Origin of the sequence: Dyadobacter arcticus (assembly GCF_011762185.1) — a bacterium.
GTDB classification, from domain to species: Bacteria; Bacteroidota; Bacteroidia; order Cytophagales; family Spirosomataceae; genus Dyadobacter; species Dyadobacter arcticus.
This window is the reverse complement of record NZ_JAASQJ010000002.1, coordinates 176,190-198,795: the sequence shown is the minus strand read 5'-3', so window position 1 is coordinate 198,795 and position 22,606 is coordinate 176,190. Positions and strand designations below refer to the sequence as shown.

The window sequence follows — 22,606 nt, the reverse complement described above, 5'->3', positions numbered from 1 at the left end:
AGCTGTTTCAGACAGTGTAAATTAGCCTTTACTTATGCGCAACAAAGAGTGGCATTTTTAATTCTTCCATTAGCACATCCGCCATACTTTTCCTGAACCAGCGAGAAACCATATTTCTTTGGTAAGCGCCCAGAACAACCAGCGCGTTTTGGTCTGTTTGTTTTAGATACTCTGCGATTTGCTGATCAGGATTGCCATGCAGGACCTGATAGCTAGCTGTTTGAAAATGCCGTTTTACGAATTCCTTCATAAGGCGGTTGTCTGGTATGTGCAGATTCTGGTCGGAAGATTTCACAGACAGGATTTCTACGGGCAGCTCTTTCAGAAATGGTAGCAAGTAACTGAACATTTTAATGGCAAACAGGGAAGACGGTTGACCATCATATAACATGACAATTTTCTCAATTGTATCAAACTCTTCCGGTACGACCATCACTGGGCACTGGATATCGCCAAGGAGGTCCTGCAAAAATCGGGTAGGGGCCTCTTGTGTCCCTAACGCAAGGGTTTCGTTTTTGGCAATAATGAGTAAATCCGAATAGATCGTCTCATGAAGCAGCTCGGGCAAAGCAAAATTCCGGTCGTGATGGATCGTAAAATGGGTGTCGGATTGCTGACAAAGCTCCTTGAAATTTTCAACGGCTTGATTTCTCAGCAACTGGTCTTGGTGGTTCAGTTCTCTGATGTCTGCCGTCCACGGCTCAAGGCGTGGCACCATATCGTAAACAGAGTAGCTATGGTGTGTAAAATCGTCAAGAAACACACCCACCAGGTGCGAATTTGTTTCCCTGGCGACTTGAACGGCATATTGAACGGTGCTTTCTGAATATTTCAGCCCGTCGATGGCGGCAATGATCTTTTTCATAATTGTTGATTTAGTTATGGGTAAAGAAGAATGGCAGGTCCAGATTTTCGAGCAAGGAGTCTGCTGTGCTTGGATCCAACATCGTGGACAAAGAGCTGCGCCCATAAGATCCCATGATAACGAATGTCCGTTTTTTATCCGATAAATATTTAAACAGTTCAGGCACCGGATTGCCGGTTACCACTTTAAAAACGGGATAGTTGTAATGGTTACTGACCCATTGTGATAGTTTTTCTGTTCGAAGTTCATCCTCATCTTCATCTTTACGAACATGCAGCATGGTCAGTTTCAAATCTTCCAATTCGGGGAAAAGATAGCTAAACTGCTTAAGTGCGAAGGCCGAAGATCGGCTGTCGTCAAAAGCGAACAATATTTCATCGACCTCGTCGAAAGTGATTGGAGCCGCTATTATTGGACATTCGGTTTTGGCCAAAATGTTCTTTACAAATCCGGAAGGGACATCAACTGATTGGTCTTCGAAACTAATATCCCTGCTAATCAGCAGCACATCAGCGAACCTGCTTTCTGCAATAATCCCTTCAAGAGGGGAGTTCAAATCCTGATGGATGTTGTAACGTACTCCTCGATCTTCGCAGATTTTCTTGAATATTTCTATGTATATCGAGCGCGTCTCTTCGTGTTCTGCATAGTTGGGTAAGTCACTGTCAACAATTGTTTCCACATAGGGCATGCTGTAGCGTATTTCTAGTGACGGTGTTGGATCCGCTTGACGATTTTCCAGGAATACAGCTGTCAGTCTCGATTGAGTAAGCTGTGCCAGGTAGCATCCAAACTGTAAACAGGGAAGACCGGGTTTGTCCGGATTAATTGCCAGAAGTATGTTTTTCATGTCGATTTTAAGGTAGGACTGGTGTTATTTTAAAGCGAACGTAACGATTCTGGCCGCCTTTGATGATTTTGTTGAGGGTGCGGTTGCGTTCTCATTTCTCTGGAGCCGAAATAAAGCTACTGCCATCAGGATCGTTGAAGGAAATGCGGCATAAAAGCCCAAAGGCGCGATGCTGATGCCGAAAATCATACCGGCCCAGCAACCTGCTATCAGTGGCTTGCCTTTCAAAAGCATGGACACGGCAATCATCATCTGGGCAAATGCAATGATGAGCACCATGGGTGTGATAATTGCTTCAAATGCGCCTAGTATAAATTGTTTGTACAGCGGGACGGCTGTGTCAGCGTAATCCTGATACGCCCAGGGCGAATCAAGAGCGATGTAAGTGTTTACGGAAGCCGCAGCAATGAAAATTGCAAAAAATGCTGCCTTTGTATACCTGGGATATTTACTGCTGCTCCAAATAAGGGTTATTGCCACAAGATTACTGGCTATGTAGGCAGACCAGAATGTGAACGAAGAAATACCAAATGTTTCCATTGTTTAAAAGGTTTAGGTGAAGAAATATCCCAACTTTCTTTTTCGATATCAGCCTTTAGTCATTCAATCCTAGTCCGCAAGGTTTTTGATTGATATCCTAAGTCAAAGTAAATGAGCTTTGATTGTAAAAAACCTGACGTTAGGTAACATATAAAATGATCTGTATCAGTTTTCAAGTGTTGGCCTAATGCATATCCCAGTCTATGGCCATAAAAATGAATTACGGAATGCATTTGTGAAACATCCCACCTACGAACTACATATTGGTTTGTTCTGGCCTTTTGTTAAAGTTTTGCGGGTAAAGGTCGGCGACATGTTTGTGATTAATGGTTGAGATATTTTGAAGGTTGCGCTTCAACCAATGGTAGGGGATTGGCGGTGTGCTTTTTGCAGATTGCAAAGAAGGCATAGATCAAAACAGCATGTTGGGCGGCATCATTGGATTGGGCAAAGAGATAATTTTCTCGTCGTAACGTCAGTGGGCGGATTGCGTTTTCAATTAGATTATTACGGTTCGCCGCGCGATCAATCAACAGGTTTCCATCATAAAAATAGGTGCAGAGTGCGTCCCATCGGCCATAACTGTACTATATAGCCTCCCCCATCTGACTTCTGGGCAACGTACTTTTTATTTGTTCAAAGACCCATTTGCCGAACTCATTGATGATCGGAAGGTATTCTGCCAGCCGCAGCTCTTTGATTACGGTAGCATCAAGCTTCTGTTTGCTGACTTTCCGCTCTACGGCATACAGTCGCTGGATCATCTATAAAGCTTTTTACGCCCTGGTTTTGTTGTTTTCTAGAGCCCGTTCAAATTCACGACGGGCATGAGTGGACGAAGCCAAATGGTCACCTGCAGAAATTCGGTCGTTGATCTGTACACTAAAAGTTTAATATAACTTCGGTCTTGGTGTGAATTTTGGAATCGTTCTACACTATTTTAATAGAGATATTTTGCACAGGTGGGTTCATTAAAACCGTGGTTAAAATGTAAAGTGACGCAAACCGCAATAAATGCGATATTGGCAATGGGGGCGCGGATAAAGTACAGATTATTAGGTGTCGCACACGTTAAATTGTACTACTACTATTAAACTTACGAAGCAATCGACTACTTAATTGATGTTTTGCTCATTCTGTTCGACACCCGCCCGCACCAACTTAATATTTAAGCGATCTATTGAGCAGGTCTTGGCGTAAATAGCCTAAACTAAACCTGCAACACATGAAGAATTCACCGAGCCTTTTTGAACGCTTTGATAATTTGGACACATCTATCAATAAATGGCTGGTCGCCAACAGCATCAACATTCTTCGCTTTGCGATGGGGATTGTTTTTGTTGGTTTTGGTGTGCTCAAATTTTTCACAGGGATTAGCCCTATTGAGTCCCTGGCAACCCGCACAACTTCCGAGCTCACCTTGGGTGTTTTCACTGGGCACAGTGCCATGGTGTTTGTTGCTACCCTTGAATGTTTGATTGGCTTTTGCTTTTTGACCGGTATGTTCCTTAGGGTAGGGGTATGGCTGCTTGCGTTGCAAATGATTGGCGCAATGTCACCTTTACTTTTGTACCCTTCCGAGCTTTTTTCTGGTACCGTGCATGCACCGACGCTGGAAGGGCAGTACATCATCAAGGATATAATCTTGATAGCTGCCGGAATGGTGATTGCATCTACTTGGACTGGCGCGCGTATTGTTGCAAGGCCTCAAGGGTTTCGGGCAACGTTAAGTAAAAGAGTTGCTGGGGTTTACCAGGATGTTTCTACTGTTCCATATGCTTAACACCAAACTAGACACTCAGCCAGGCTTTACTAAATATTAATATTCAATAACAGAAATATATATCTACCTTTCTATCTGCATAACTATTTCTACAACAAATAGTTGTGCAGGCGGGAACAATTTTTGTATTTCAATTTAATAAGTCCCAGCTAGCCGGATTACCTTCCATAAACTTTAAATAATGAGTAGAAAATCTATCTTCTATTGCGAGAATGAATTAGTTATTCTGCTCAAAGCCAACGATAGGGCAGCATTCGAATATTTGTATGATAATTACGCTGCCGGCCTTTATGGAATAATCCGCCGCATCGTAAGAGACGATAACAAAGCGGACGATGTCATGCAGGACTCTTTTATAAAAATATGGAAGAACATTGCTTCTTATGATGCGGACAAGGGAACACTATTTACCTGGTTGCTTAACGTGGCCAGGCACACAGCAATCGACAGGTCTAGGACAGATGCCAAGTTTGAAAATAATACGAACTGGGACTTGGTGGCTGAGAAGGATCTCATGCCAAGTTCAGCCATCCATTATGATGCATCCGCATTGGATTTGAAGGAAATTGTTAATAAGCTCAGACCAGAAAAAAGACAACTTATTCAAATGCTGTACTTTGAAGGTTACACGCATGAGGAAGCGTCCGAATATTTGTGTTTACCACTTGGTACGGTCAAATCCCGGGTGCGCAAAGCATTGTCAGAGCTAAGGCAGGTTTTCGATATTCCTATTGCAAGCGCCCAAGTTGCCTGAAACGTCAGCGTTAATTATTGAAGGACTTGAAAGTAGCTTTCAAATATTGGACAATGCAGACTTGAATGTCCACAGTGTCCGATATAATTCCAGAAGGTAAGGCAATATATTGCAAGGTATGGTTACAGATCCAGAATCGCAACTATTAATCACCAGCGACAAGTTGTCGGTTTAAGAGGGCTGCAGGCCGGCTTACATTTCCCTCAAAGTAGAAGCGGCCGCCTTCAGAAGCTCTGGGCTGATCCTTTCAGTAATATTGGGATTAATGTATTCAAAGAGGATCTTTCCTTTTTTATCCAGGATAAAAACGGAAGGTACCGGCAGTAGCTTCTCTGTATTTTTAAAATCTGATGCTTCCGGTAGTATTTTGTCATAACTGGCAGGTGCTTTAAAAGCGATGCCAAACTGTTTTGAGACACTCAGGTCAGCGTCAGACAACAAATTGTAGGAAAGTTTTTGCTTGTCAATAGTATTAGTCAGGTTTTTGGGACTATCTGTGCTAACCGCTATTACCTGATAACCCATTTGAGCAAGGTCCTTTTCGATGAGCTGCAAACCCGATAATTGTTTAGAGCAGTACGGGCACCATCCGCCGCGGTAAAAGATAAGAATGGATTGACTTTTGGAAACAGCCTCATTAAGGCTGACACTTTTTCCCGTCAGATCCATAAGTTTAACGGTAGGAATCGTTTCGCCCGTAAGCAGTGGGCTGATGTCTTCCGGGTTCAATGGGATACTGACTGCTTTTAATTTATCCGTGCTGTCAGTTCCGGATGCCTGGTCCGTAATTTGGTATGGAAAGACAATTGTGTAAGACACTGCCGGCTGCACTGCCAGGAATATAAAAAGGATAACAATAAGAGCACATCTAGATGTGCCATTGAAAATTCTGACTTTTTTGAACTGGATCATATGATTGAGATTAAAGATGGAAAATACCACAGCCAAGGTAGGCTTCAGTTTCCTGTTGGGAAATGACCAGAATTCCCGAATAATTGATGTTTTTGCCCAAAGTTCAATACTTCAGCAGGGCCATCGACTGATTGACCGGCCGAAAGTTATGCACTGGTTTTAATTCGGACAGAGGTTTTAAGATATATGATAGATCCGGGCGGTATAGGCAATTAATCGGGAAATACAGGCATTGATTCATATTACCAGGGCCGGTAAATTTGTTTGTAATATGATAAGGGAACAGAATTGTTTCCTGCAAACCAATTATGAAAAACTGCACATAGATTCTACGTACCAGACTTATAGCAGAACTATTGGCACTCATATTCTACCCTTCGGAATTATCTCCCTCAAATAATCTTATCTTTTAGGTCACTGTGAAAGACAGAAAACTCGTGTACTTTCCTACCATTACTAGGTTAAATTGCTCAAAGTGAGAAAATTAACAATCTTTGGCCTAATTGACGTCAAAGTTAAATAGTACGGTATTTTGACTATTTCTTATATTATTTAAATGTAGTATAAACACTCAGCTTCATTATCACTAAATCATTTACTTTATGAAAAACGCACTTGTTCTGATTTTGCTTTGCATGTCCATCTGTTCCTGCAATGACCATGGTACACCCAATGCTTCTGCTGACATCCTTTATGTACAAACCAATAACTTTGAAGACAACCAAAATGCAGTACTTGCCTATAAGGTCAAGAGCGATGGGTCATTGGAACCCTTGATGGGCAGTCCTTTTCTTACCAAAGGTTCGGGCGTTGGTAACCCCATGCAGATCCTGGGACCTCTTGATTCTGATTATGAATTAAGGGTATCCGCAGATGGGAAATTCCTTATGGCTGTAAATTCGGGCAGCAATACGATTGCGGTGTTCAGCATAATGGCCGATGGGGCACTTGAGCATGTTCCCGGATCACCCTTCCCATCCAATGGGCAAACGCCGGTTGCGTTAGATATTTCAGGCAATTTTGTATTTGTACTTAACAAGAGTCAAGACCCATTGCATGCCACCCCGCAGCTCCCGAACTATTCTACATTTACAATCGATGGTGCGGGAAAATTGACTCCTGTTCCAGGTGCGAAATTTGAAACGACAGCAGGTACTTCTCCTTCCAATGCGCTGGTATCTCGCGATGGCAAATTTTTGTTCGGCACCGACTTCCTTGGTTTCATGTTGATGCCCCCGGTTGGCACCTTGCGCACTTTTACAATCAGCGGATCAGGTAATTTAGCCCCGGTAACAGGTTCGCCTTATGTAGTACCAGGCATGAACGGCACAGCGTTGGGATTATGGCAGCATCCGTCAGGATCCGTATTATATGTTGGTAACCCGCTACAAGGAATGGTGAATGTGTATGCAATCAATGGTGTCACTGGCGCTCTAACGCTTCAAACATCAGTAGCTGCCGGAAAAGCTGCGTGCTGGATCCGTACTAATAAAGCAGGCGATCGCATGTACGTTCTTAACTCAGGCGATAATACCGTACAAGTATACAACACTTCAAACCCCACGGCTCCTTCGTCTATGCAAACGTTCGAGCTAAAAAATTCGGGGCCTATCTATCCGGGACCCGGAGGTGCAGCGTTCAAAACAAGTCAGGATTTCTCCATTGTTTTTTCTTCTTCAGAGGATAAATTGTTTATAGTTAATCAACATACCAATGCGGACTTTAGCATTGGCAACTTCAACTTTTTACATTCTTTAAAAATTGCCGCTGACGGAATGGTAACCGAAGAAATGGAACCGGTTCAAATACCAATTCCTAACACCGTTAGGCCAAAAGGCTCGGCAGTGGTAAGCAGGTAAAACACAAATAGGATCAGATTACCATTACGGTCGTCTTCAAGCATCCATCAAGGCTGGCATACTTATTTAAAATTTACTGTATACCTGCTGATTATCAACAGCATTTTCAACTTTTAACCAAATACTGCAATGAAAAAATTACTTGTTTTAATGGCCGCATTTCTATTCTCCTTGAGTGTTTACGCTCAGGAAAAAGACAAAAAAATGGATAAGATGGATAAGATGGAAGCATCAACCAAGGATTGCGTGATGATGCATGACGGAAAAATGATGGTCATGAAGGGTGGTGAAACAATGGCAATGGCAGAGGAAATGACATTAGCAAACGGGACAATGGTCATGACAGATGGAATGGTTAAGATGAAGGATGGCAATACCCAAATGCTCAAGGAAGGCCAGTGTGTTTACATGGACGGGAAAATTGGCAAAATGAAGATGAATAAGATGAAGATGAAGGATAAGAAAGCGGGAACAAAGTAACCTCGTTAAATGCTGGCCAGGTACATATAAAATTGTATTTGGCCAGTTATACAATGGAAATCCAAAAGTGAGGAAGTAGCCTGGATTCGCGGTACCTGTGACTGCATAAAATGATTTACGGCCTCAATTAATTTGTCATTACATTGCGGCAACTTACCAGGTTGGACATTCTTTTTTGTATCATCTGTCACCTGATCGCTGCCAGGGTTTTTATGAGAAAATTATTACTTTCATTCATTGTTTTTCTGCTCGGCAGCCATGTTTTCGCTCAAACTAAGATCACGCTCAAATCTGCTGACGGAAAGCTTATTTTTTTGTTTTGGCTCTCAAAAGAAAACCCGGTTTATCAGCTCATTTACAATGGAAAAGCATTGGTAGACGAGTCGGGGCTGGGCCTGGACTTTAAGGAAACTGGCGCTTTCGGTCCGGGTTTGAAGCTGGGAAAGCCTGTGTTCACCAACGTTGATGAACACTATGAGCTGGTGGTAGGAAAGGCGAAAAATGTCCACCATGTGCACCGCCAAGTTTTGATTCCGCTCTTGGAAACCACTGGTGCCAAAAGAAAAATCAACCTGGTGGCTAGGGCTTTTGATGAAGGAATTGCTTTCAGATATGAATTTCCTGATCAATCAAACTGGAAGGAGTATACTTTGACTGATGAAAATACCAGTTTCAATCTGGCTGGAAACCCAAAAGTTACTTCACTTCTTTTTGATAATTATACCAGCAGCCACGAAGGATTGTACCAAAAACAGCAACTCAGTCACGTTCCGGAAAAGAAGCTCATGGACATTCCGGCACTATTCGAGTTTGCTGATCATGTATTTCTGGCCATCACCGAAGCTAACCTTCGGGATTACGCAGGAATGTATCTATCAAAAAAGAATGATGTATTGAAAAGCCAACTCTCTCCGTTGCCCGGTCAGCGGGAAATTAAAGTGAAAGCTGTTCTCCCGCACCGTACACCCTGGCGGGTGATGCTGGTCAGCGACAGGGTCGGTAAATTAATTGAATCCAATGTCCTAACAAGCCTGAACGAGCCCAGCCAGACGACCGATTTCTCCTGGCTGAAACCTGGTAAAACATCTTTTCACTGGTGGAATGGCGACGTTACCCCGGACACGACTTTCTCACCCGGCGCCAACTTTGAAACCAATAAATACTACATTGATTTTTGTGCAAGAAACCACATTGAATACCATTCTGTGATCGGTTACGGTGGATTTGCATGGTATCCGACCAACGGTCCGGGCTATGGAGATCCGGGATCTTACTCGGATGTGACCAAGTCAGTACCGTCGCTGGATATGCAGCAGATTTGTGATTATGCCAAACAGAAAGGAGTGGGGATCCATGTATGGGTGCACTGGAAAGCACTATATCCGCAGCTGGAAGCCGCTTTTACCCAGTTTGAAAAATGGGGGATCAAGGGCATGATGGTCGATTTTATGGACAGGGATGATCAGGAAATGGTGAAAATCCAGGAGCAGATCCTTAGCCGCGCAGTTGCGCATAAGCTTTTTATCCAGTTTCACGGCTCGTTTAAACCTACCGGCCTGAGCAGGACTTACCCTAATGAATTTACACGGGAAGGAACTTATAACTATGAAAATAACAAGTGGAGAGAAACAGGTATCAGCCCCGAGCATGATATGGACATCGCATTCACACGCTTGCTGGCCGGTGCCAGCGACTACCATTTAGGCGGTTTCCGGGCCGTGAAACCCGATGAGTTTAAAACACATTACACCCGGCCGATGATGATCGGTACCCGCTGCCACATGCTGGCTATGTATGTCGTCATGGAGAGTTACCTGCATATGGTCGCCGATTATCCCGAGGCCTACGAAGGCCAACCCGGCTTTGAATTCCTGCAAAAAGTACCCACAAACTGGGACGAGACAAAAGTCTTAGATGCTACAATCGGGGAATCGCTTACAATCGCAAGGCGAAAGGAAAAGAAATGGTATGTTGGCACAATCAATAGCAGTTCGGCAAAAGCCTTAAAAATCGGACTGGATTTTCTAAACGATGGTAGCTTTCAGGCTGAGATCTTTTCAGATGCTCCCGATTCGAGCGAAAACCCGAACCATCTGACAAAAAAGGTGCAGCAGGTTAAAAAAGGTGGTTTTTTAGAAATTAACCTGGCTCCGGGCGGGGGCCAGGTAGTCATTATTTCCCCAAAATCCGAATAAAATTAGGAGGGCTTTAAATAACAATTATTTCGCTGGTACAAATTTCATTGCATACGAATTCATGCAGTACCGCTTTCCGGTGGGCTTAGGGCCGTCATCAAAAACGTGGCCCAGGTGCAAGCCCGTTTTACTTTCTACTACTTCAACCCGCACCATGCCCAGGGATTCATCGGATACTACTTTTACGGCCTTTTCATTATAAGGCTTGTAAAAACTAGGCCAGCCTGTTCCTGATTCGAACTTTGTTTCGGAAGTAAACAATGTGTCTCCGGTGGCCGCACTTAGATAGAATCCCTTTTTGTGATTGTCCCAATATGGATTTTGATATGGCCGTTCTGTGCCTCTTTTGACCAGGATAGAATATGCTTCTTTGGATAGCTGTTTCTTCCATTCTTCATCTGTTTTAGAACCAGGGTACTTCGTCTTTTCTATTGCCTTTTTTTGCTGGTCCTGGCTGCACGCGATGGTTGTGAAAAGCACGCTAAGTGAGAAAATAATCGGTATGATTTTCATTACGTCCTTGATTAAAATGGTTGTTTATTTTTGAGATTATTCTGAAATGCGCTTCATAACCCTGAGTAGTAGTCATAACCTTGTCTGGCCCAATAGTCCCCAGGCCGTCGATTGCTGAATGAAATGGTCCCGATCCTTTTCAAATTTTTAATACCGTACTTTACCGGGATGATCAGCCGGAGAGGTGCACCGTGATCAAGTGTCAACGGCTCGCCGTTCATCTCATAAGCCAGAATCGTTTGAGGGTGCAACGCGCTGGGCATATCCAGTCCGACATAATATTTTGAATTAGGGGTCTTCATACCGACGTATTGCATTTTCGACTGGCTTTCAAGCTTATAGTGGGATACAAAGTCAATAAACCGGACACCCGCCCAATGTTGTATCTGGTCCCAACCTTCGACACACTTAAAATCAAAAATGATTTCAGTTTTGGGCAACGCTTTAATATCGGCCATATTAAGTTTAAGAATGTCATTGGTATCTTTTATTACCGAAAGCTCCCATTCCTCCGTGTTGAACCCTTCCTTTTCCAGGCCGATCCGACTGTTGATCCGCACATTTTTAGCAGCCTGCGATCTGGGATAGGTTTTGACCAGGTGGTTATTACTGAAAAAATTCCTGAAAAATACCTCGGACTTATTCATAGCCACGCGCAGCGGGGAACGGGCACGGGCAGTGATGCCCATTTCTTCTTTTCCTGCTTTATAAAGCCATTTCCAGCCCCCAAGAGCAGATGCTGAAAGAACGGCAAACGTGGTAAAAGAGATAAAATTTCGCCTTTTTATGTTTTGCTCAATATTACTATTATTCTTTTCCATTGGGGTTGTCTTTTAAATTAGGTTCTTCCGTCAGGTCCTGGGGCACCGGTAAAGCAGATACTTCTATGACCTCAAATCCTGCAATGACCGATCTGAAATTATTCCATCCTGCCAGGATCACCTGTACTACATGGATAAGAAAAAACAAAACATAGCCCACAGTCAGGGCAAAATGCAATATTCTTGCGAAGTGATAACCGCCACAAAGCCAGGTTATCCAATAAAACTGTACGGGTTTATAAATGGCCAGTCCAGTGAATAGCGAGCCAAATCCCATGATGATAATGGAGGTATAGGCAATCCTTTGCGCTGCATTATATTTATTCTGGGGCGGAGCAGTTTTCCTGATGTGCAAATCATGTAAAACGACCAGCCAGGCTTCTTTGAAAGAAGACTTTTTGGGGACAAGCTCCCGCCAGGCGCCTGATACAATCGTATAAAGAACATACAGAAAACCATTGACAGCGAAGAACCACATAAAAAAGAAGTGGAATGCCATCCCCTCTGCAAGCCGACTGCGGAGGTTGAGGAATTCGTAAAATCCCTGCGGAAAGAACTTGAATAAGGTTTGCCCGAAAATGGTAATTGTATAAGCGCCAGTCGCCCAATAAATGAGCAAGCCGCTCCAAATCATGATGGCCAGGACCGGAAAGTTGACCCAATGCGTCCACCGCATCGCAAAAGCATGTTTTTCTTTGATGATCTTCATGAGCTGGCTCGTTTTAAGTATGCGATTCCAATGCCGCCTTGCTGGCGGCAATTATTGAGCCGTCCTGGTTATTTTGCAAAAGCACCAATAGCTCTAATTCGCTTGCCTTCACGTCCCGGGGGATAGCGATTTGCGTTTTGCCCCTACTGTTGCCGCTCAGGATAAGGGTCTGGATGGCGCGGGTGATCTGTACATGGGATAAAGTGCGTCCTGCATTTTCACCGCTTCTTATTCTGCTTTCGGCTTTTCTCTGGACCAGCGCAACGGTAAGCGACGAATTGGCAATTGTTCCATTAATCTGGTAATCAAAAGCAACCTGATTGCCGCTGGCTTTGACGTGTTCCAAACCGATTGTGACCGCTGCTTTTTTACCAAGTCCTTCAGTAATTGCCTTGCGCATTGATGTTTCCTGAGAGCCTACAAATTCCGTACTGCCATTGATGACAGCCTGGGGCGTGTACACACTCGACAGTTTGAGCCAGCTTGCATACTGCCGCTGCCTTTTGGTAAATGCGGGATCACTGAACACGTCTTTCCAGCCCAGCCTGTTCCAGTAATCGACGTGAAAAGCAAGGATGTATACCGGCTTGTCATTATTTTCTTTCTGGATCCGGGCTATTAGAGCGTCGGCCGAAGGGCAGCTGGAACAGCCCTCGGAAGTGAAGAGTTCTACAACCGCAAAGCCGGGAGAGCCCTCAGCCCTACCTGCTGATTTGAATTGACTATCTGGAATAGATGCGGCAATAAACAGGCTGATAATCAGCGTAACTGTGGAAAATGAAAGTATTTTCATTAGAAAGAAAGTTGGTAACTAAAATACGTTAAGATCATACCAATAAATTGTAGACGGATTTTAATGATCAAAGATTTGGACTCCAATGATGTGATTGCCATAGATAGCCAACTTGAAGATTCGGACCGTTATTCGTAAATCCGTGTATATGCACTTGAAATTTGTCCGTACCCCACTTTTTTAATCATCTCTGTGCTATTGGCTTTTGGGATTCGTATTGATCTGTCCCTTGAGTGCTTTTGCAGCATGGGTATATCTTCTGCCGGTAGTGGCGGTACCTGTAAGTATGCCTTCTTGTGGCCGGGGCTCTGCAACTGATTCATATGATTAGGATTAAAAGATGGAAAATGCCACAGCGAAAGGTAGGCTTCATTTTTTTGTCTGGAAATGACTAGAATTCCCGATTATTTGATGTTTTCACCCAATCTGCCATTTTTTGTGGGCTTCTTATTGGCCGGGACATAATATGCAACTCCTTTTATGTCAATACAAAAAATCCACATTATCACATAGCCGGGCGGTATAGACAAGTAATCGGGAAATACAGGCATTTATCCATATTTCCCGACCGCATACATTTGTTTCATAAAATATTACAAGGAAACAAGGTTGTTTTCTGCAAACGATAAGACAATTATGAAAAATCACGCACAGATTCTTTACCGTACAGCTTTGGCTTTATCACCCTTTATTTTTGGTGCATGTACTGACCATGACCCTGAGGTGATAGACCAGAAGTCGACGATCAGCATCGAAAACGTTTTGGACTCCCGCCCGCTGGTCGAGTCGGGAACGTTTCAGGGAACAGGTACACCGCCCGTTATCCTTCCAGGACAATCAGTAGACATTAAATTCTCAGCGGCAAAAGGGGAGGCGTTATCTTTTGCTACCATGTATGGCTGGTCCAATGACTTGTTTTTCGCGCCTGTAAATCCTGGCATCCTGGTGTATGACGGCGCAGGAATGCCAATCGAAGGCGATGTTTCTTCCCAAATCAAACTTTGGGACAACGGTACACGGATCAACCAAATGCCCGGTGCAGCTGTAAACCACCCGGGAGCAGCCGATCCCAAAAATATCACGGAGGTTAAGGGCACTGACGCCCAGGGTAATTCTTATCTGGCGGCTTCGGCCCTGATGCAGGCAACATTAAAGTATGATGGTAACTCTTACTTCACCTTGACGATTAAAAACACATCTGGCGGAACGGCCAACGAAACGCCTTTTAGCCCGGGCGTGTGGTCGGTTTCCTATATTGTTGGGGGTAATTTGTTAAGCCCGTCACCATTGTTCTCAGAAGGTATGCCTACGGCTAATGGTTTGACTTCGATTGCTGAAATGGGAGATAATATGCCTTTAAGTGCTTACATTAAATCAAAGACCGGCATTTTTACGCCACTTTCGCCAATACTGGTGGTCGTCTATAATGGAATTGATAACCCGATTTTCAAGGTTGGGGAAAACGACAGGGGAGAAGGACTTAAAAGACTGGCCCAACAGGGGAATGCTACAGACCTTGCTGCATTTTTGAAAACAAAACCGGGCGTTAAAAGCGTCTTTATCCTGGCAGCACCTACCACCACGGTGCTTCTTCCAATGATCAACGGCGCTCCAGGCAGCAGTGTATCCCAGGAGCTTTCTGTGGGAAGTGGCGACCGTCTGGCGATTGCCACCATGTACGGGTTTTCTAATGACTGGTTTTTTACCAGTATAGATAACGGTGTGGATCCGGCCCAGAAAGGGGATATTTCTTCAAGTATCAAATTATACGACAACGGAACGGCGCTAGACCAATTCCCGGGAGCGGGCATTACCCAGTTTAATCTGGCGGGAACCCCGCTGGCGGAAAGTAAACCCATTGCAGCAGTACCAAACCCGAATCCTTACACGACGCTTCCTGCTATCACTGACTTTATCAAGGTCACTATCAAGTAAATGACGTAAAACGACAGCCATGCATTTATCTTTGATATGGTAAATGCATGGTTTATGTTTTTTAACCGAAGAAAATATGAAATGGCAATTTGAAGACAGGATGACGTACGGCCAGTTTCGGGTAAGTGTCGGTGAAGGCTCGCTTAAAGGGGAGGGTCTTTTGAACGGAAGTAAGGAAATGCTGTCTACGATTGTCTTAAACCCGGGACCAGACCAGCAGGTTGTGATTGATAAAATCACCCATATTTTTCCCTCGGGCTCAATCCTTCCGCTGGTTTCAAACCAGCACTTCTTATTCGATAATCCACAGCCTTTGATCGCCTGGCAGTTTAACAGGAGTTTTTACTGTATTGCCGACCATGACGCCGAAGTGGGTTGTGTGGGTTTTCTGTTTTATGGCATCCAAAACCCGCTTTTTGTTCCTTTGTCAAAACAGGAAATGGAAGGGATTTCCCTTATTCAGACCATGTGTGTGGAAGACATGTCAATAAAAGACAAGATGCAGGGCGAGATGCTGCGCACACTTTTAAAGCGGCTGATCATCAAAGTTACACGGATTGCCAAAAGGCAAACAGAGAATTACGATTGTTTCACAGAAGAAAAAATGGATGTGATCAGAAAGTTTAATTTGCTTGTTGAAGCCAATTACCGCTCGCAGCACGAGGTGCAGTTTTATGCTCAGGCCATGAACAAATCGCCCAAAACACTTACCAACATTTTCGGCTTGTGTAATTATCCGTCGCCCTCCAAGCTAATCCAGAGACGTATCATTTCCGAGGCAAAACGTTATCTCTATTTCACCAATAAATCGGCAAAAGAAATTGCCTGTGAGCTTGGCTTCACGAGTATGGCTCATTTTAGCCGGTTTTTCAAGCTAAATGCAGGAATTAATTTTTCAGAATTTAGAGGGCAGCAGTTGCTCACGACTGAAAATTAATTCAAATTGCCCAAACACTTGTAAAAAGAACTATGGAGAAGACAATGATGATTTCCATCATAATACTCTAACGAGTATTATTTAAAAATGTAAGGAAGATTGCTAGTTATATGCCCAGATGTGAAGATTAGGGAGTCTTACTGAGAATGTTAGAACAATTCATAATTTGGAAAGCAATGATTTGTTTACATTCTGGAATGGCGAAATTATTCAATGATAGCCTCTTAATTTGGTCGAGGTTCTTAATGAAAATCAGATAACCCGATTGACAATGGCAACAATTCGGACAAGCTATTTGTTATATATTTTGCTGTTATAGCAGCCAAGATCGCAACTATCCAGAGGCTAAGCACATATTTTGTCCAAGGTAGCTTATTCATTTGCCTATTAGCAACGTCACTATTCATTGCTTCGAGTCGATATTACCTTCCTTTAAACGCACTCCATAGAACCTGGGAGTTATGTGGAGAGAATTGGCTTTTCAATCAGTTCGATAGCATTATCAATTCCATTCTCAGTGTGCAGCAAATCAGCCATCCGCCGGCTGTTATTATAAAGATTTGGTTTAGTCAGCAGTTCATATCCGGCAGTAATCAACTGGTCCTGTGTTATCTTTTTTAAAGGTATTGGTTTAAGCGCGCAGCCTTTTTGGAAAGCTAATTGCCCCCAAAAATGCTGGTCCCCCATGGGGTAAAGCACCGGACAAGTCAAAAATGGTTTTCCTGCACGAAGACATTCCGCCATCGTACCAATTCCACCGTGGTGAATCACTGCTTTTACAAGAGGGAGTAATTTTTCATATGGGGCCGACTCGATAATCTTAATGGATTTATATTCTTTTAAATCGCCTGTATTTTCAAACCCCCATCCTTTAACTATGATTATGCGTGTGTTTAGCTTTTCTGCGAGCTGAATCATTGCTTGCTGCATGTTCAGCTTAGTTGCCAATGGCATACTGCCAAAGGTCACTAGCAAGGGCGGAGAACCTTCTTGTAGGAATTTCATTACGTCAGGGCTAAGCGTTGCAGGAGATTCACCGTACCAGAATCCTGTGAAATGGCTATTAGCAGGATAGTCACCAGGCTCTTTTAAAAAATGATGGCTTACACCATAAATAGATGGAAGTTCTTTATAACCTTCTGTTAGCGAAGACAGCCCGTTTTCCTGCCGAAATTTCAGGACGGGTTTGTGCATCATCCGGTAGCTAAATTCAGTCAATTTATAGCTGAATTTATTGAGCATTGACGGTAGGCCAACACCGCTCAAAACAGGATTAACGAATTCTGCTGTCGGCTCAAAAGCAGGAATGACGTTTGCACGGATCATTTTGTTTGGAAACTGATCCGCAAAGAATCCAGCAAGGGTTTTGCCATGGAATAAAATCTTATCACTCTGTAGGGAAACTTTATAAAAAGTGTCCAGCGCACTCTGGATCATGGGATGCACCCAACGACCAAAGTTTCTTTGTGCAAGAATCGGATTTTTCATCATTTGCTTCCCTTCCTCAGAGTCAAGGAGGGCCTGAAAATCAGCATCGACCGGCTCAAAGTCCAGCTTGTACGATCTGGCCAATGATTCAAAATTTCTGGCAGTTGATAACACCACCTCGTGACCCCGCCGTTGAAGCGCTTCTCCCAATACGGCATACGGCTGAACATCACCACGGGTTCCTAAGGTCAACAAGGCTATTTTCATGAGTGATCAATTTAAATTTAAATAAAGTGAATTAGTTTTTTTAGTTCTTTATAAAAAGAACTAGTTAGGTAAATTTAAACTGCTTTGTTGTGCATGTTAATTTGTCTCCATCGTTCAAGGATAATCGGAAATTCAATAATCATCATTTTGTACAAGCTAGAAACATTGTTCAATTCTTGGGCAAACTCGTCTTTAAGGCCCCTGCTGGCGCGGATGTCATCAAGCATAAGGCAATAGTTTTTGAATCTAGAAGTCATCTCCTGCTGATCAAGCATTTTCTTAAAATTGATGTGGAAATAGCGTTTTCGCTGCCCGCCAACTGTTTTTGACTCAATCATACTAAGTGCTGACAGGAATTTTAATGCGTTCGAAATAGCACTTTTACTTACTTTAAAATAGCTAACCATATCGTCAAACGTAGCCTGATCTTGTTGACTAAATAACAAATACACAAATACACGGGCTGCTACAGGACTTAATCCCATGCCTTCCATGACAACCCCATAACCTTCTATTTTACTTCTGTGATTTTCCAACCTATGTTAATTCCTGAATCCAAAGCTAACCATTTTAAATTGGTTCTCGAATAAGAGAACCAAATATTATCTTTGGATATGAGGTAGGTTTGGTAATAATTCCCAATCGTCTTCAAAAAAAACGGTGGTTAAAATGAAATATGGTAAATTTTTTTTTACCATATACGAGGCTTTAGACTGACAATATAGTACCGTTAGAAGCTTTCGTTACACGTTTAATCGTACTTGTACAATCGTTATCCTTTTGATTTCGCCGAATTACTCAGTTAGGCATGTAGATAGATAAAAGAATAAATTAAAGTGATTGCTATGAACACGGTTTAGCGGTATTCCGGATTGTCAAAGTGCCATCTCGCTCCGTCATCCCACGCTTCCCGGGAATTGCCGTAGGACGGATACCCGCCCTGCTCTTTGAGCATTTTGGCCAGGTGCATCAGGTTGTAGGTCATGAAGGTGGTGTTCCGGTTGGTGAACTCAGAGTCAAAACCTATCGGGGTAGACAACTTGTCTCCCTTCCACTCAGTATCCCCGTAGCTGGGTCCCGGGCCTACTGCGCCGATCCAGCCGCAATCTGCCTGGGGCGGGATTGAGTAGCCTACGTGCTGGAGCGAATACAGAATACCCATGGCACAATGCTTGATGCCATCTTCATTTCCTGTCACCAGGCAGCCGCCCGCTTTGCCATAAAACAGGTATTGACCCTTCTCGTTCACTTGTCCACTCATGGCATACAGCCGCTCGATCAGCTTTTGAGCAACGGACGATTTTTCACCCAGCCAGATGGGCGTTCCAACGACCAGAATATCGGCATCCATAATTCGGGCAAACAGGGTGGGCCACTCGTCTTTTTCCCACCCGTACTGGGTCATGTCTGGATACACCCCACTGGCCACCTCGTGGTCGACCAGCCGAATCTGATCTACGCTTACGTTTTCTTTCGTCATTATGCGCATCGACACCTCCATCAGGCTCCCCGTGTGGCTGGTGTCCGGCGATTTCGTAAGAGTGCAGTTAACGTATACCGCTTTTAGGTCAGAAAAATCGTTTTTCTTCATTTTGTAATTAGGTTAGTGTTTTGAAGTAGAAAATACGGTGCCACAGAGCACCCCTTCCGTGGCAGATTGGTCATCCTACCTTTGGGCAAACCCTTTTACTTTTAATGCAAAAAAATTGACCAGAAGAAAACTAAATTACAGCTTCTACTTCTGGTCAAAATCAAAAATTGAATATCTTCCCGGTTATACTTGCAAGGCTTTATAGGTCGAATCCTGCCAAACCTAAGAAATTATACTTTCCAGCAATACCTGCTCCCGCAGACGTTGTTTTCAAAAAAGTTTGTGATTTATAGGCGGCACCCGATCCTGAATTCTCGAAAAGATTAATTGAGAATGATTGGAAAGCGCCAAGATTGTAGACATACTTATTATCCGGAGAAATCCACAATTCTTTGGAATCACCATTGGGAGCAATACCACTTCTGGCCTCTGTTTTTGTTAGCATTAACCCGGATGAGCCTACATTGAATGTTGAAACAAGATTGGTTTGAAAACTGGCGACGAATAATTTATCACCCGTTGAGTTCAATACGGTCCAGCAAGCTTCGTCAATCGCTGATGGTGATGAAACCCCGTAGTTGGAGGCCTTTGCTACTGTGGAGCCGTTATCGTCCAGAACCGTTACACTATTGTCTAATTTAGCAGGAATCAGGTTGAAGTTCGAAACGAATAGTCTTGAATTGCCCAAAATAGCCCAGTTAAAACCAATGGTCCCTGAAATACCCGCTTCTTCAAAATAACGGCGATTACTGACTGATCCATTGGTAAAATCATACACATAAACCCGGCTTGGATGTTGTTCGTCGAGCGAAGTTAATTTGGTAGCAAAATGGGCTATGCCCCATGTCGCTACGGCCAGTTTTTTTCCATCCGGGCTAAAACTTACCGTTGTGGGACCTCCATTTTCGCGAACGTACTTATCTAGTTGCTTCTCAGGGCTTAGAGCTCCGGTTTTAGCATTGAAAGTAAAAAGCTGAATGTTTCGCTCATTATCAGTCGCATCGGGCTGTGTCAGATCCTGCGCATGAAATGCATTGTCCGGATAACGTTCAATTGCGGCTCCATCTTTTTGTACATTGGGGTTGTTCCATTGATTTCCAACAACCACCCAATACTCGTCGTCTATCCCTGATTTTTTGGTATAGGCTATACTTACCGGCCTGGTTCCTCCCGAAATGGTGTTGCTTTTAAAGGCGATATCTCCATTGGATTTATTTAGCGAATAGACCGAAATCTGATTGCCGCCTGCGTTGGTGTTGAGTAAATAATCGCCAATGATCTGAACGGCCCCCTGGGCGTCAAAATCGCCGTGAGCATCACCTCCGGCTTTCACATCAGCTCCACCCTTACTATTGGTCGGATATGCAGTTTCATCTGACAACGAACCGTCTGCGTGACGGGAAAATTTTACGACCTGATTTATATCTTCCCCATTTGTGGTCGTATAGAGATAGCCGACAACTTGAATAGATGGATCCGGGTTGTGGTCTTTTATACAGCCCTGAAAAAGTAAAATACTACATGCGACTAAGGCTTTGAGCAATTTTGATTGATATCCCATTTTGTGAATTTGAATTGGTTTATGATTGTATGAATTGAAATGCGGACTTGTTGAAAATAATCGGGCAAAATTTAATTACTGATGACAGGTCATCAGGTACTGATATTCATCATACAGATGAAATGATCAGTCTGATATTTCAGCTGTAAACCCAAGGTTAACTAGGTATTTGTCCTCAGGATCAAACCCCTCGAAGCGGCTAATGCTTCGCCGGCCGACCAAACCGATGCGCCAAGCAAGACGACATCCTTGGCCAAGAATTGACCGGGAAGAGCAGACAGGAACGGAAACCCATATCCTTCCTGTATTACGCCGGGAGTAGAAATCATGAAAGTCAGCGTGATAACAAAGGTTAGGACAGCTGCGATGCTGCCAAGCGCGGACGCCTTTGGAGAGAAAGGTCTGCAAACGATCAGGATTCCGATGACAATTTCAATAAAGCCAAGTAGCCCTGAAAAAGAGGTAACGCTTAAAAAGTTGTAAGTCCATGATAGCAGTGGACTATGCTCAACCAGGGGCTTAATCCCTGCGGCTTCGTAGGTGGTAAATTTCAGGATGCCTATCCAGATGAACACGATCGCCAGACCATATCGGATTAGTTGCGTTCCTATGTTTTCCAGCCTGGCGTCATTGGGAAAATCAACAGGTAAAGTTGTGTTTTTCATGCGTTCCAAAAGATTAAGTGCTAAGCCCTTTAATCTCTTAGTCGCTGATTAGACAAAACCTTACAACTATTTTTGGTTTCTATAAATATCTGCTTTCTTCAAGCCTGGGTTTTTAGGTGTGATACTGATTGCAACTACCTAATAATCAATTCATTAATTTTAGATTATTTCTCGTCTAACTGCTTAATAATTTTCTCCTGCAGCGCTTCCTTGAATTGCTGATCCAGGCCAGTATCATCATTCAACTTATTATCCAGAAGTTTCTTTATACTACGATTTATCATAAGGCTCTGCTTTTGATAAGTCCGGCAAGGGTTACAGCATGCCAGGTGAAGCAACAACTCCAGATGCTCATTAAACCGAAGTGAATCAATCTGTTTCTTTTCGATCAAAAAAGTCGCTTTGCGGCAATTACAGTATATCTTTTTTAAGGAGTTCATGTTAGTTTGCTAGTTCAAATTTTTTTGAAGACAAGCCCTCAGATTCAATTTGGCCCTATGAATAATCACCCAAAAGTTAGCTGGCGTTATGGAGAGTTCATCGCAGATTGTAACCGTTGGCTTCTCATCCATATGCTTCATCGTAAAAACTGAAAACCAGAGATTGGGCAGCTTCTTCATACATTTCTGGAGAATTTCCATCAACTCTATACCGTGTTCTGCTTCATCAGTGACTATTTCGAATGCAACAGGCCTGTGTTTCACAATCCAGTGACCATCCTGTTCATTAAAGAATGGATTCAGCTCAGAAATGTCAAGCATTTCGGGCCGCGCAGACGATTTTTTCCTATGTATGTCGCTAATCTTGTGTTTCAGAATTGCTGTAAGCCAGGTTATTTCGGAACATCTGGCCTCAAACTTATCCATTCGTTCAAGGGCAGCCAACAATGTTTCCTGAACCAAATCCCTGGCTAAATCTTGATTTTTGATACGTTTAAGGGCATAGTTATAAAGGTAGTCGGCATAGCTTGCCACCCATTTATGCGGATCAAGGGCGTGTGTGGACGAAAGCCCGCTGGCTTTATGGCTATACATATCTCAATCTATCTGTTTTGCCTGTTTTAAGACGCTGTTCCATATTAAGCTTAAGCCTTTGATAACCTAATTTTACTCAAGGTATCACTTGAAGGCAGCGTTCTATTCGATTAG

The 22,606-nt window shown here is 43.4% G+C and carries 21 protein-coding genes and 1 pseudogene; 7 read left to right on the top strand and 15 right to left on the bottom strand.

All coding sequences use genetic code 11. The features are described from left to right. Nucleotides 1-28: 28 nt before the first annotated feature. From FHS68_RS08455 to FHS68_RS26755, 4 genes and pseudogenes are all read right to left on the bottom strand, one after another. Nucleotides 29-865 carry a putative universal stress family protein gene (locus FHS68_RS08455; protein ID WP_167269108.1) on the bottom strand — a complete coding sequence of 279 codons (837 nt, stop codon included), beginning with the start codon at nt 863-865 and terminating at the stop codon, nt 29-31. A 10-nt stretch (nt 866-875) separates the two neighbouring features. Then, complete coding sequence (locus tag FHS68_RS08450) at nt 876-1,715, bottom strand: universal stress protein (RefSeq protein WP_167269107.1); 840 nt, start codon at nt 1,713-1,715, stop codon at nt 876-878. A 24-nt stretch (nt 1,716-1,739) separates the two neighbouring features. After that, entirely contained in the window at nt 1,740-2,255 is a 516-nt protein-coding gene (locus FHS68_RS08445; protein WP_167269105.1) for a hypothetical protein, read from the bottom strand. A 323-nt stretch (nt 2,256-2,578) separates the two neighbouring features. Next, a pseudogene (locus FHS68_RS26755) lies at nt 2,579-3,019 on the bottom strand (IS66 family transposase). 461 nt (nt 3,020-3,480) lie between these two features. Between FHS68_RS26755 and FHS68_RS08430 the strand changes: the two are divergent. Next, nucleotides 3,481-4,038, top strand: coding sequence for a DoxX family protein (locus FHS68_RS08430; RefSeq protein ID WP_208408260.1), 558 nt, complete (start codon nt 3,481-3,483; stop codon nt 4,036-4,038). A gap of 181 nt (nt 4,039-4,219) precedes the next feature. Continuing rightward, on the top strand, nt 4,220-4,792 hold the full coding sequence (locus tag FHS68_RS08425) for an RNA polymerase sigma factor (RefSeq protein ID WP_167269102.1): 573 nt from the start codon (nt 4,220-4,222) through the stop codon (nt 4,790-4,792). A 192-nt stretch (nt 4,793-4,984) separates the two neighbouring features. Here FHS68_RS08425 and FHS68_RS08420 read toward each other — a convergent pair whose 3' ends face one another. Then, nucleotides 4,985-5,704, bottom strand: a complete 720-nt coding sequence (locus FHS68_RS08420; protein WP_167269100.1) for a peroxiredoxin family protein — start codon at nt 5,702-5,704, stop codon at nt 4,985-4,987. Nucleotides 5,705-6,306: 602 nt separating this feature from the next. Between FHS68_RS08420 and FHS68_RS08415 the strand changes: the two genes are divergently transcribed. From FHS68_RS08415 to FHS68_RS08405, 3 genes are all read left to right on the top strand, one after another. After that, entirely contained in the window at nt 6,307-7,563 is a 1,257-nt protein-coding gene (locus FHS68_RS08415) for a lactonase family protein (protein ID WP_167269099.1), read from the top strand. A gap of 129 nt (nt 7,564-7,692) precedes the next feature. Further along, a complete protein-coding gene (locus FHS68_RS08410) occupies nt 7,693-8,043 on the top strand; it encodes a DUF6799 domain-containing protein (RefSeq protein WP_167269097.1) in 351 nt (116 codons plus the stop codon). A 212-nt stretch (nt 8,044-8,255) separates the two neighbouring features. Beyond that, nucleotides 8,256-10,238 (top strand): glycoside hydrolase family 97 protein, encoded by a 1,983-nt coding sequence (locus tag FHS68_RS08405; RefSeq protein WP_167269096.1) that lies wholly within the window; start codon nt 8,256-8,258, stop codon nt 10,236-10,238. A gap of 24 nt (nt 10,239-10,262) precedes the next feature. On the opposite strand, the gene msrB is transcribed toward FHS68_RS08405, so the two are convergent. The 4 genes from msrB to FHS68_RS08385 are packed head-to-tail and all read right to left on the bottom strand — an operon-like array spanning nt 10,263 to nt 13,074. Next, on the bottom strand, nt 10,263-10,751 hold the full coding sequence (msrB, locus tag FHS68_RS08400) for a peptide-methionine (R)-S-oxide reductase MsrB (RefSeq protein WP_167269094.1): 489 nt from the start codon (nt 10,749-10,751) through the stop codon (nt 10,263-10,265). A 53-nt stretch (nt 10,752-10,804) separates the two neighbouring features. Then, a complete protein-coding gene (locus tag FHS68_RS08395; RefSeq protein ID WP_167269093.1) occupies nt 10,805-11,572 on the bottom strand; it encodes a molybdopterin-dependent oxidoreductase in 768 nt (255 codons plus the stop codon). Then, entirely contained in the window at nt 11,559-12,281 is a 723-nt protein-coding gene (locus FHS68_RS08390) for a cytochrome b/b6 domain-containing protein (RefSeq protein WP_167269091.1), read from the bottom strand. The genes FHS68_RS08395 and FHS68_RS08390 overlap by 14 nt, the downstream gene beginning before the upstream one ends. A gap of 13 nt (nt 12,282-12,294) precedes the next feature. Further along, the gene (locus tag FHS68_RS08385) at nt 12,295-13,074 is read right to left on the bottom strand and encodes a DUF1223 domain-containing protein (RefSeq protein ID WP_167269089.1); all 780 of its coding nucleotides are present in this window, start codon (nt 13,072-13,074) and stop codon (nt 12,295-12,297) included. A gap of 636 nt (nt 13,075-13,710) precedes the next feature. Here FHS68_RS08385 and FHS68_RS08380 point away from each other — a divergent pair. Next, nucleotides 13,711-15,009, top strand: a complete 1,299-nt coding sequence (locus tag FHS68_RS08380; protein WP_167269087.1) for a spondin domain-containing protein — start codon at nt 13,711-13,713, stop codon at nt 15,007-15,009. 76 nt (nt 15,010-15,085) lie between these two features. Further along, complete coding sequence (locus tag FHS68_RS08375) at nt 15,086-15,946, top strand: helix-turn-helix domain-containing protein (RefSeq protein WP_167269085.1); 861 nt, start codon at nt 15,086-15,088, stop codon at nt 15,944-15,946. A gap of 459 nt (nt 15,947-16,405) precedes the next feature. Here FHS68_RS08375 and FHS68_RS08370 read toward each other — a convergent pair whose 3' ends face one another. The 6 genes from FHS68_RS08370 to FHS68_RS08340 all read right to left on the bottom strand — a co-directional run bounded on the left by FHS68_RS08370 (nt 16,406) and on the right by FHS68_RS08340 (nt 22,492). Next, nucleotides 16,406-17,641 carry a glycosyltransferase gene (locus FHS68_RS08370; protein ID WP_167269083.1) on the bottom strand — a complete coding sequence of 412 codons (1,236 nt, stop codon included), beginning with the start codon at nt 17,639-17,641 and terminating at the stop codon, nt 16,406-16,408. 74 nt (nt 17,642-17,715) lie between these two features. Next, on the bottom strand, nt 17,716-18,177 hold the full coding sequence (locus tag FHS68_RS08365) for a GbsR/MarR family transcriptional regulator (protein WP_167269081.1): 462 nt from the start codon (nt 18,175-18,177) through the stop codon (nt 17,716-17,718). 320 nt (nt 18,178-18,497) lie between these two features. Then, nucleotides 18,498-19,232: a flavodoxin family protein gene (locus FHS68_RS08360; RefSeq protein WP_167269079.1), complete on the bottom strand. Its 735-nt coding sequence runs from the start codon at nt 19,230-19,232 to the stop codon at nt 18,498-18,500. Nucleotides 19,233-19,431: 199 nt separating this feature from the next. After that, complete coding sequence (locus tag FHS68_RS08355) at nt 19,432-20,793, bottom strand: lactonase family protein (RefSeq protein ID WP_167269077.1); 1,362 nt, start codon at nt 20,791-20,793, stop codon at nt 19,432-19,434. A 161-nt stretch (nt 20,794-20,954) separates the two neighbouring features. Then, complete coding sequence (locus FHS68_RS08350; RefSeq protein WP_167269075.1) at nt 20,955-21,458, bottom strand: YkgB family protein; 504 nt, start codon at nt 21,456-21,458, stop codon at nt 20,955-20,957. Between the two features lie 449 nt (nt 21,459-21,907). Beyond that, the gene (locus FHS68_RS08340) at nt 21,908-22,492 is read right to left on the bottom strand and encodes a sigma-70 family RNA polymerase sigma factor (RefSeq protein ID WP_167269072.1); all 585 of its coding nucleotides are present in this window, start codon (nt 22,490-22,492) and stop codon (nt 21,908-21,910) included. Between the last annotated feature and the right edge of the window lie 114 nt (nt 22,493-22,606).

Excerpts from the sequence above, each read along its gene's own strand:
- FHS68_RS08455 (WP_167269108.1), bottom strand. The coding sequence starts at position 865 with ATGAAAAAGATCATTGCCGCCATCGACGGGCTGAAATATTCAGAAAGC.
- FHS68_RS08450 (WP_167269107.1), bottom strand. The coding sequence starts at position 1,715 with ATGAAAAACATACTTCTGGCAATTAATCCGGACAAACCCGGTCTTCCC.
- FHS68_RS08445 (WP_167269105.1), bottom strand. The coding sequence starts at position 2,255 with ATGGAAACATTTGGTATTTCTTCGTTCACATTCTGGTCTGCCTACATA.
- FHS68_RS08430 (WP_208408260.1), top strand. The coding sequence starts at position 3,481 with ATGAAGAATTCACCGAGCCTTTTTGAACGCTTTGATAATTTGGACACA.
- FHS68_RS08425 (WP_167269102.1), top strand. The coding sequence starts at position 4,220 with ATGAGTAGAAAATCTATCTTCTATTGCGAGAATGAATTAGTTATTCTG.
- FHS68_RS08420 (WP_167269100.1), bottom strand. The coding sequence starts at position 5,704 with ATGATCCAGTTCAAAAAAGTCAGAATTTTCAATGGCACATCTAGATGT.
- FHS68_RS08415 (WP_167269099.1), top strand. The coding sequence starts at position 6,307 with ATGAAAAACGCACTTGTTCTGATTTTGCTTTGCATGTCCATCTGTTCC.
- FHS68_RS08410 (WP_167269097.1), top strand. The coding sequence starts at position 7,693 with ATGAAAAAATTACTTGTTTTAATGGCCGCATTTCTATTCTCCTTGAGT.
- FHS68_RS08405 (WP_167269096.1), top strand. The coding sequence starts at position 8,256 with ATGAGAAAATTATTACTTTCATTCATTGTTTTTCTGCTCGGCAGCCAT.
- msrB (WP_167269094.1), bottom strand. The coding sequence starts at position 10,751 with ATGAAAATCATACCGATTATTTTCTCACTTAGCGTGCTTTTCACAACC.
- FHS68_RS08395 (WP_167269093.1), bottom strand. The coding sequence starts at position 11,572 with ATGGAAAAGAATAATAGTAATATTGAGCAAAACATAAAAAGGCGAAAT.
- FHS68_RS08390 (WP_167269091.1), bottom strand. The coding sequence starts at position 12,281 with ATGAAGATCATCAAAGAAAAACATGCTTTTGCGATGCGGTGGACGCAT.
- FHS68_RS08385 (WP_167269089.1), bottom strand. The coding sequence starts at position 13,074 with ATGAAAATACTTTCATTTTCCACAGTTACGCTGATTATCAGCCTGTTT.
- FHS68_RS08380 (WP_167269087.1), top strand. The coding sequence starts at position 13,711 with ATGAAAAATCACGCACAGATTCTTTACCGTACAGCTTTGGCTTTATCA.
- FHS68_RS08375 (WP_167269085.1), top strand. The coding sequence starts at position 15,086 with ATGAAATGGCAATTTGAAGACAGGATGACGTACGGCCAGTTTCGGGTA.
- FHS68_RS08370 (WP_167269083.1), bottom strand. The coding sequence starts at position 17,641 with ATGAAAATAGCCTTGTTGACCTTAGGAACCCGTGGTGATGTTCAGCCG.
- FHS68_RS08360 (WP_167269079.1), bottom strand. The coding sequence starts at position 19,232 with ATGAAGAAAAACGATTTTTCTGACCTAAAAGCGGTATACGTTAACTGC.
- FHS68_RS08355 (WP_167269077.1), bottom strand. The coding sequence starts at position 20,793 with ATGGGATATCAATCAAAATTGCTCAAAGCCTTAGTCGCATGTAGTATT.
- FHS68_RS08350 (WP_167269075.1), bottom strand. The coding sequence starts at position 21,458 with ATGAAAAACACAACTTTACCTGTTGATTTTCCCAATGACGCCAGGCTG.
- FHS68_RS08340 (WP_167269072.1), bottom strand. The coding sequence starts at position 22,492 with ATGTATAGCCATAAAGCCAGCGGGCTTTCGTCCACACACGCCCTTGAT.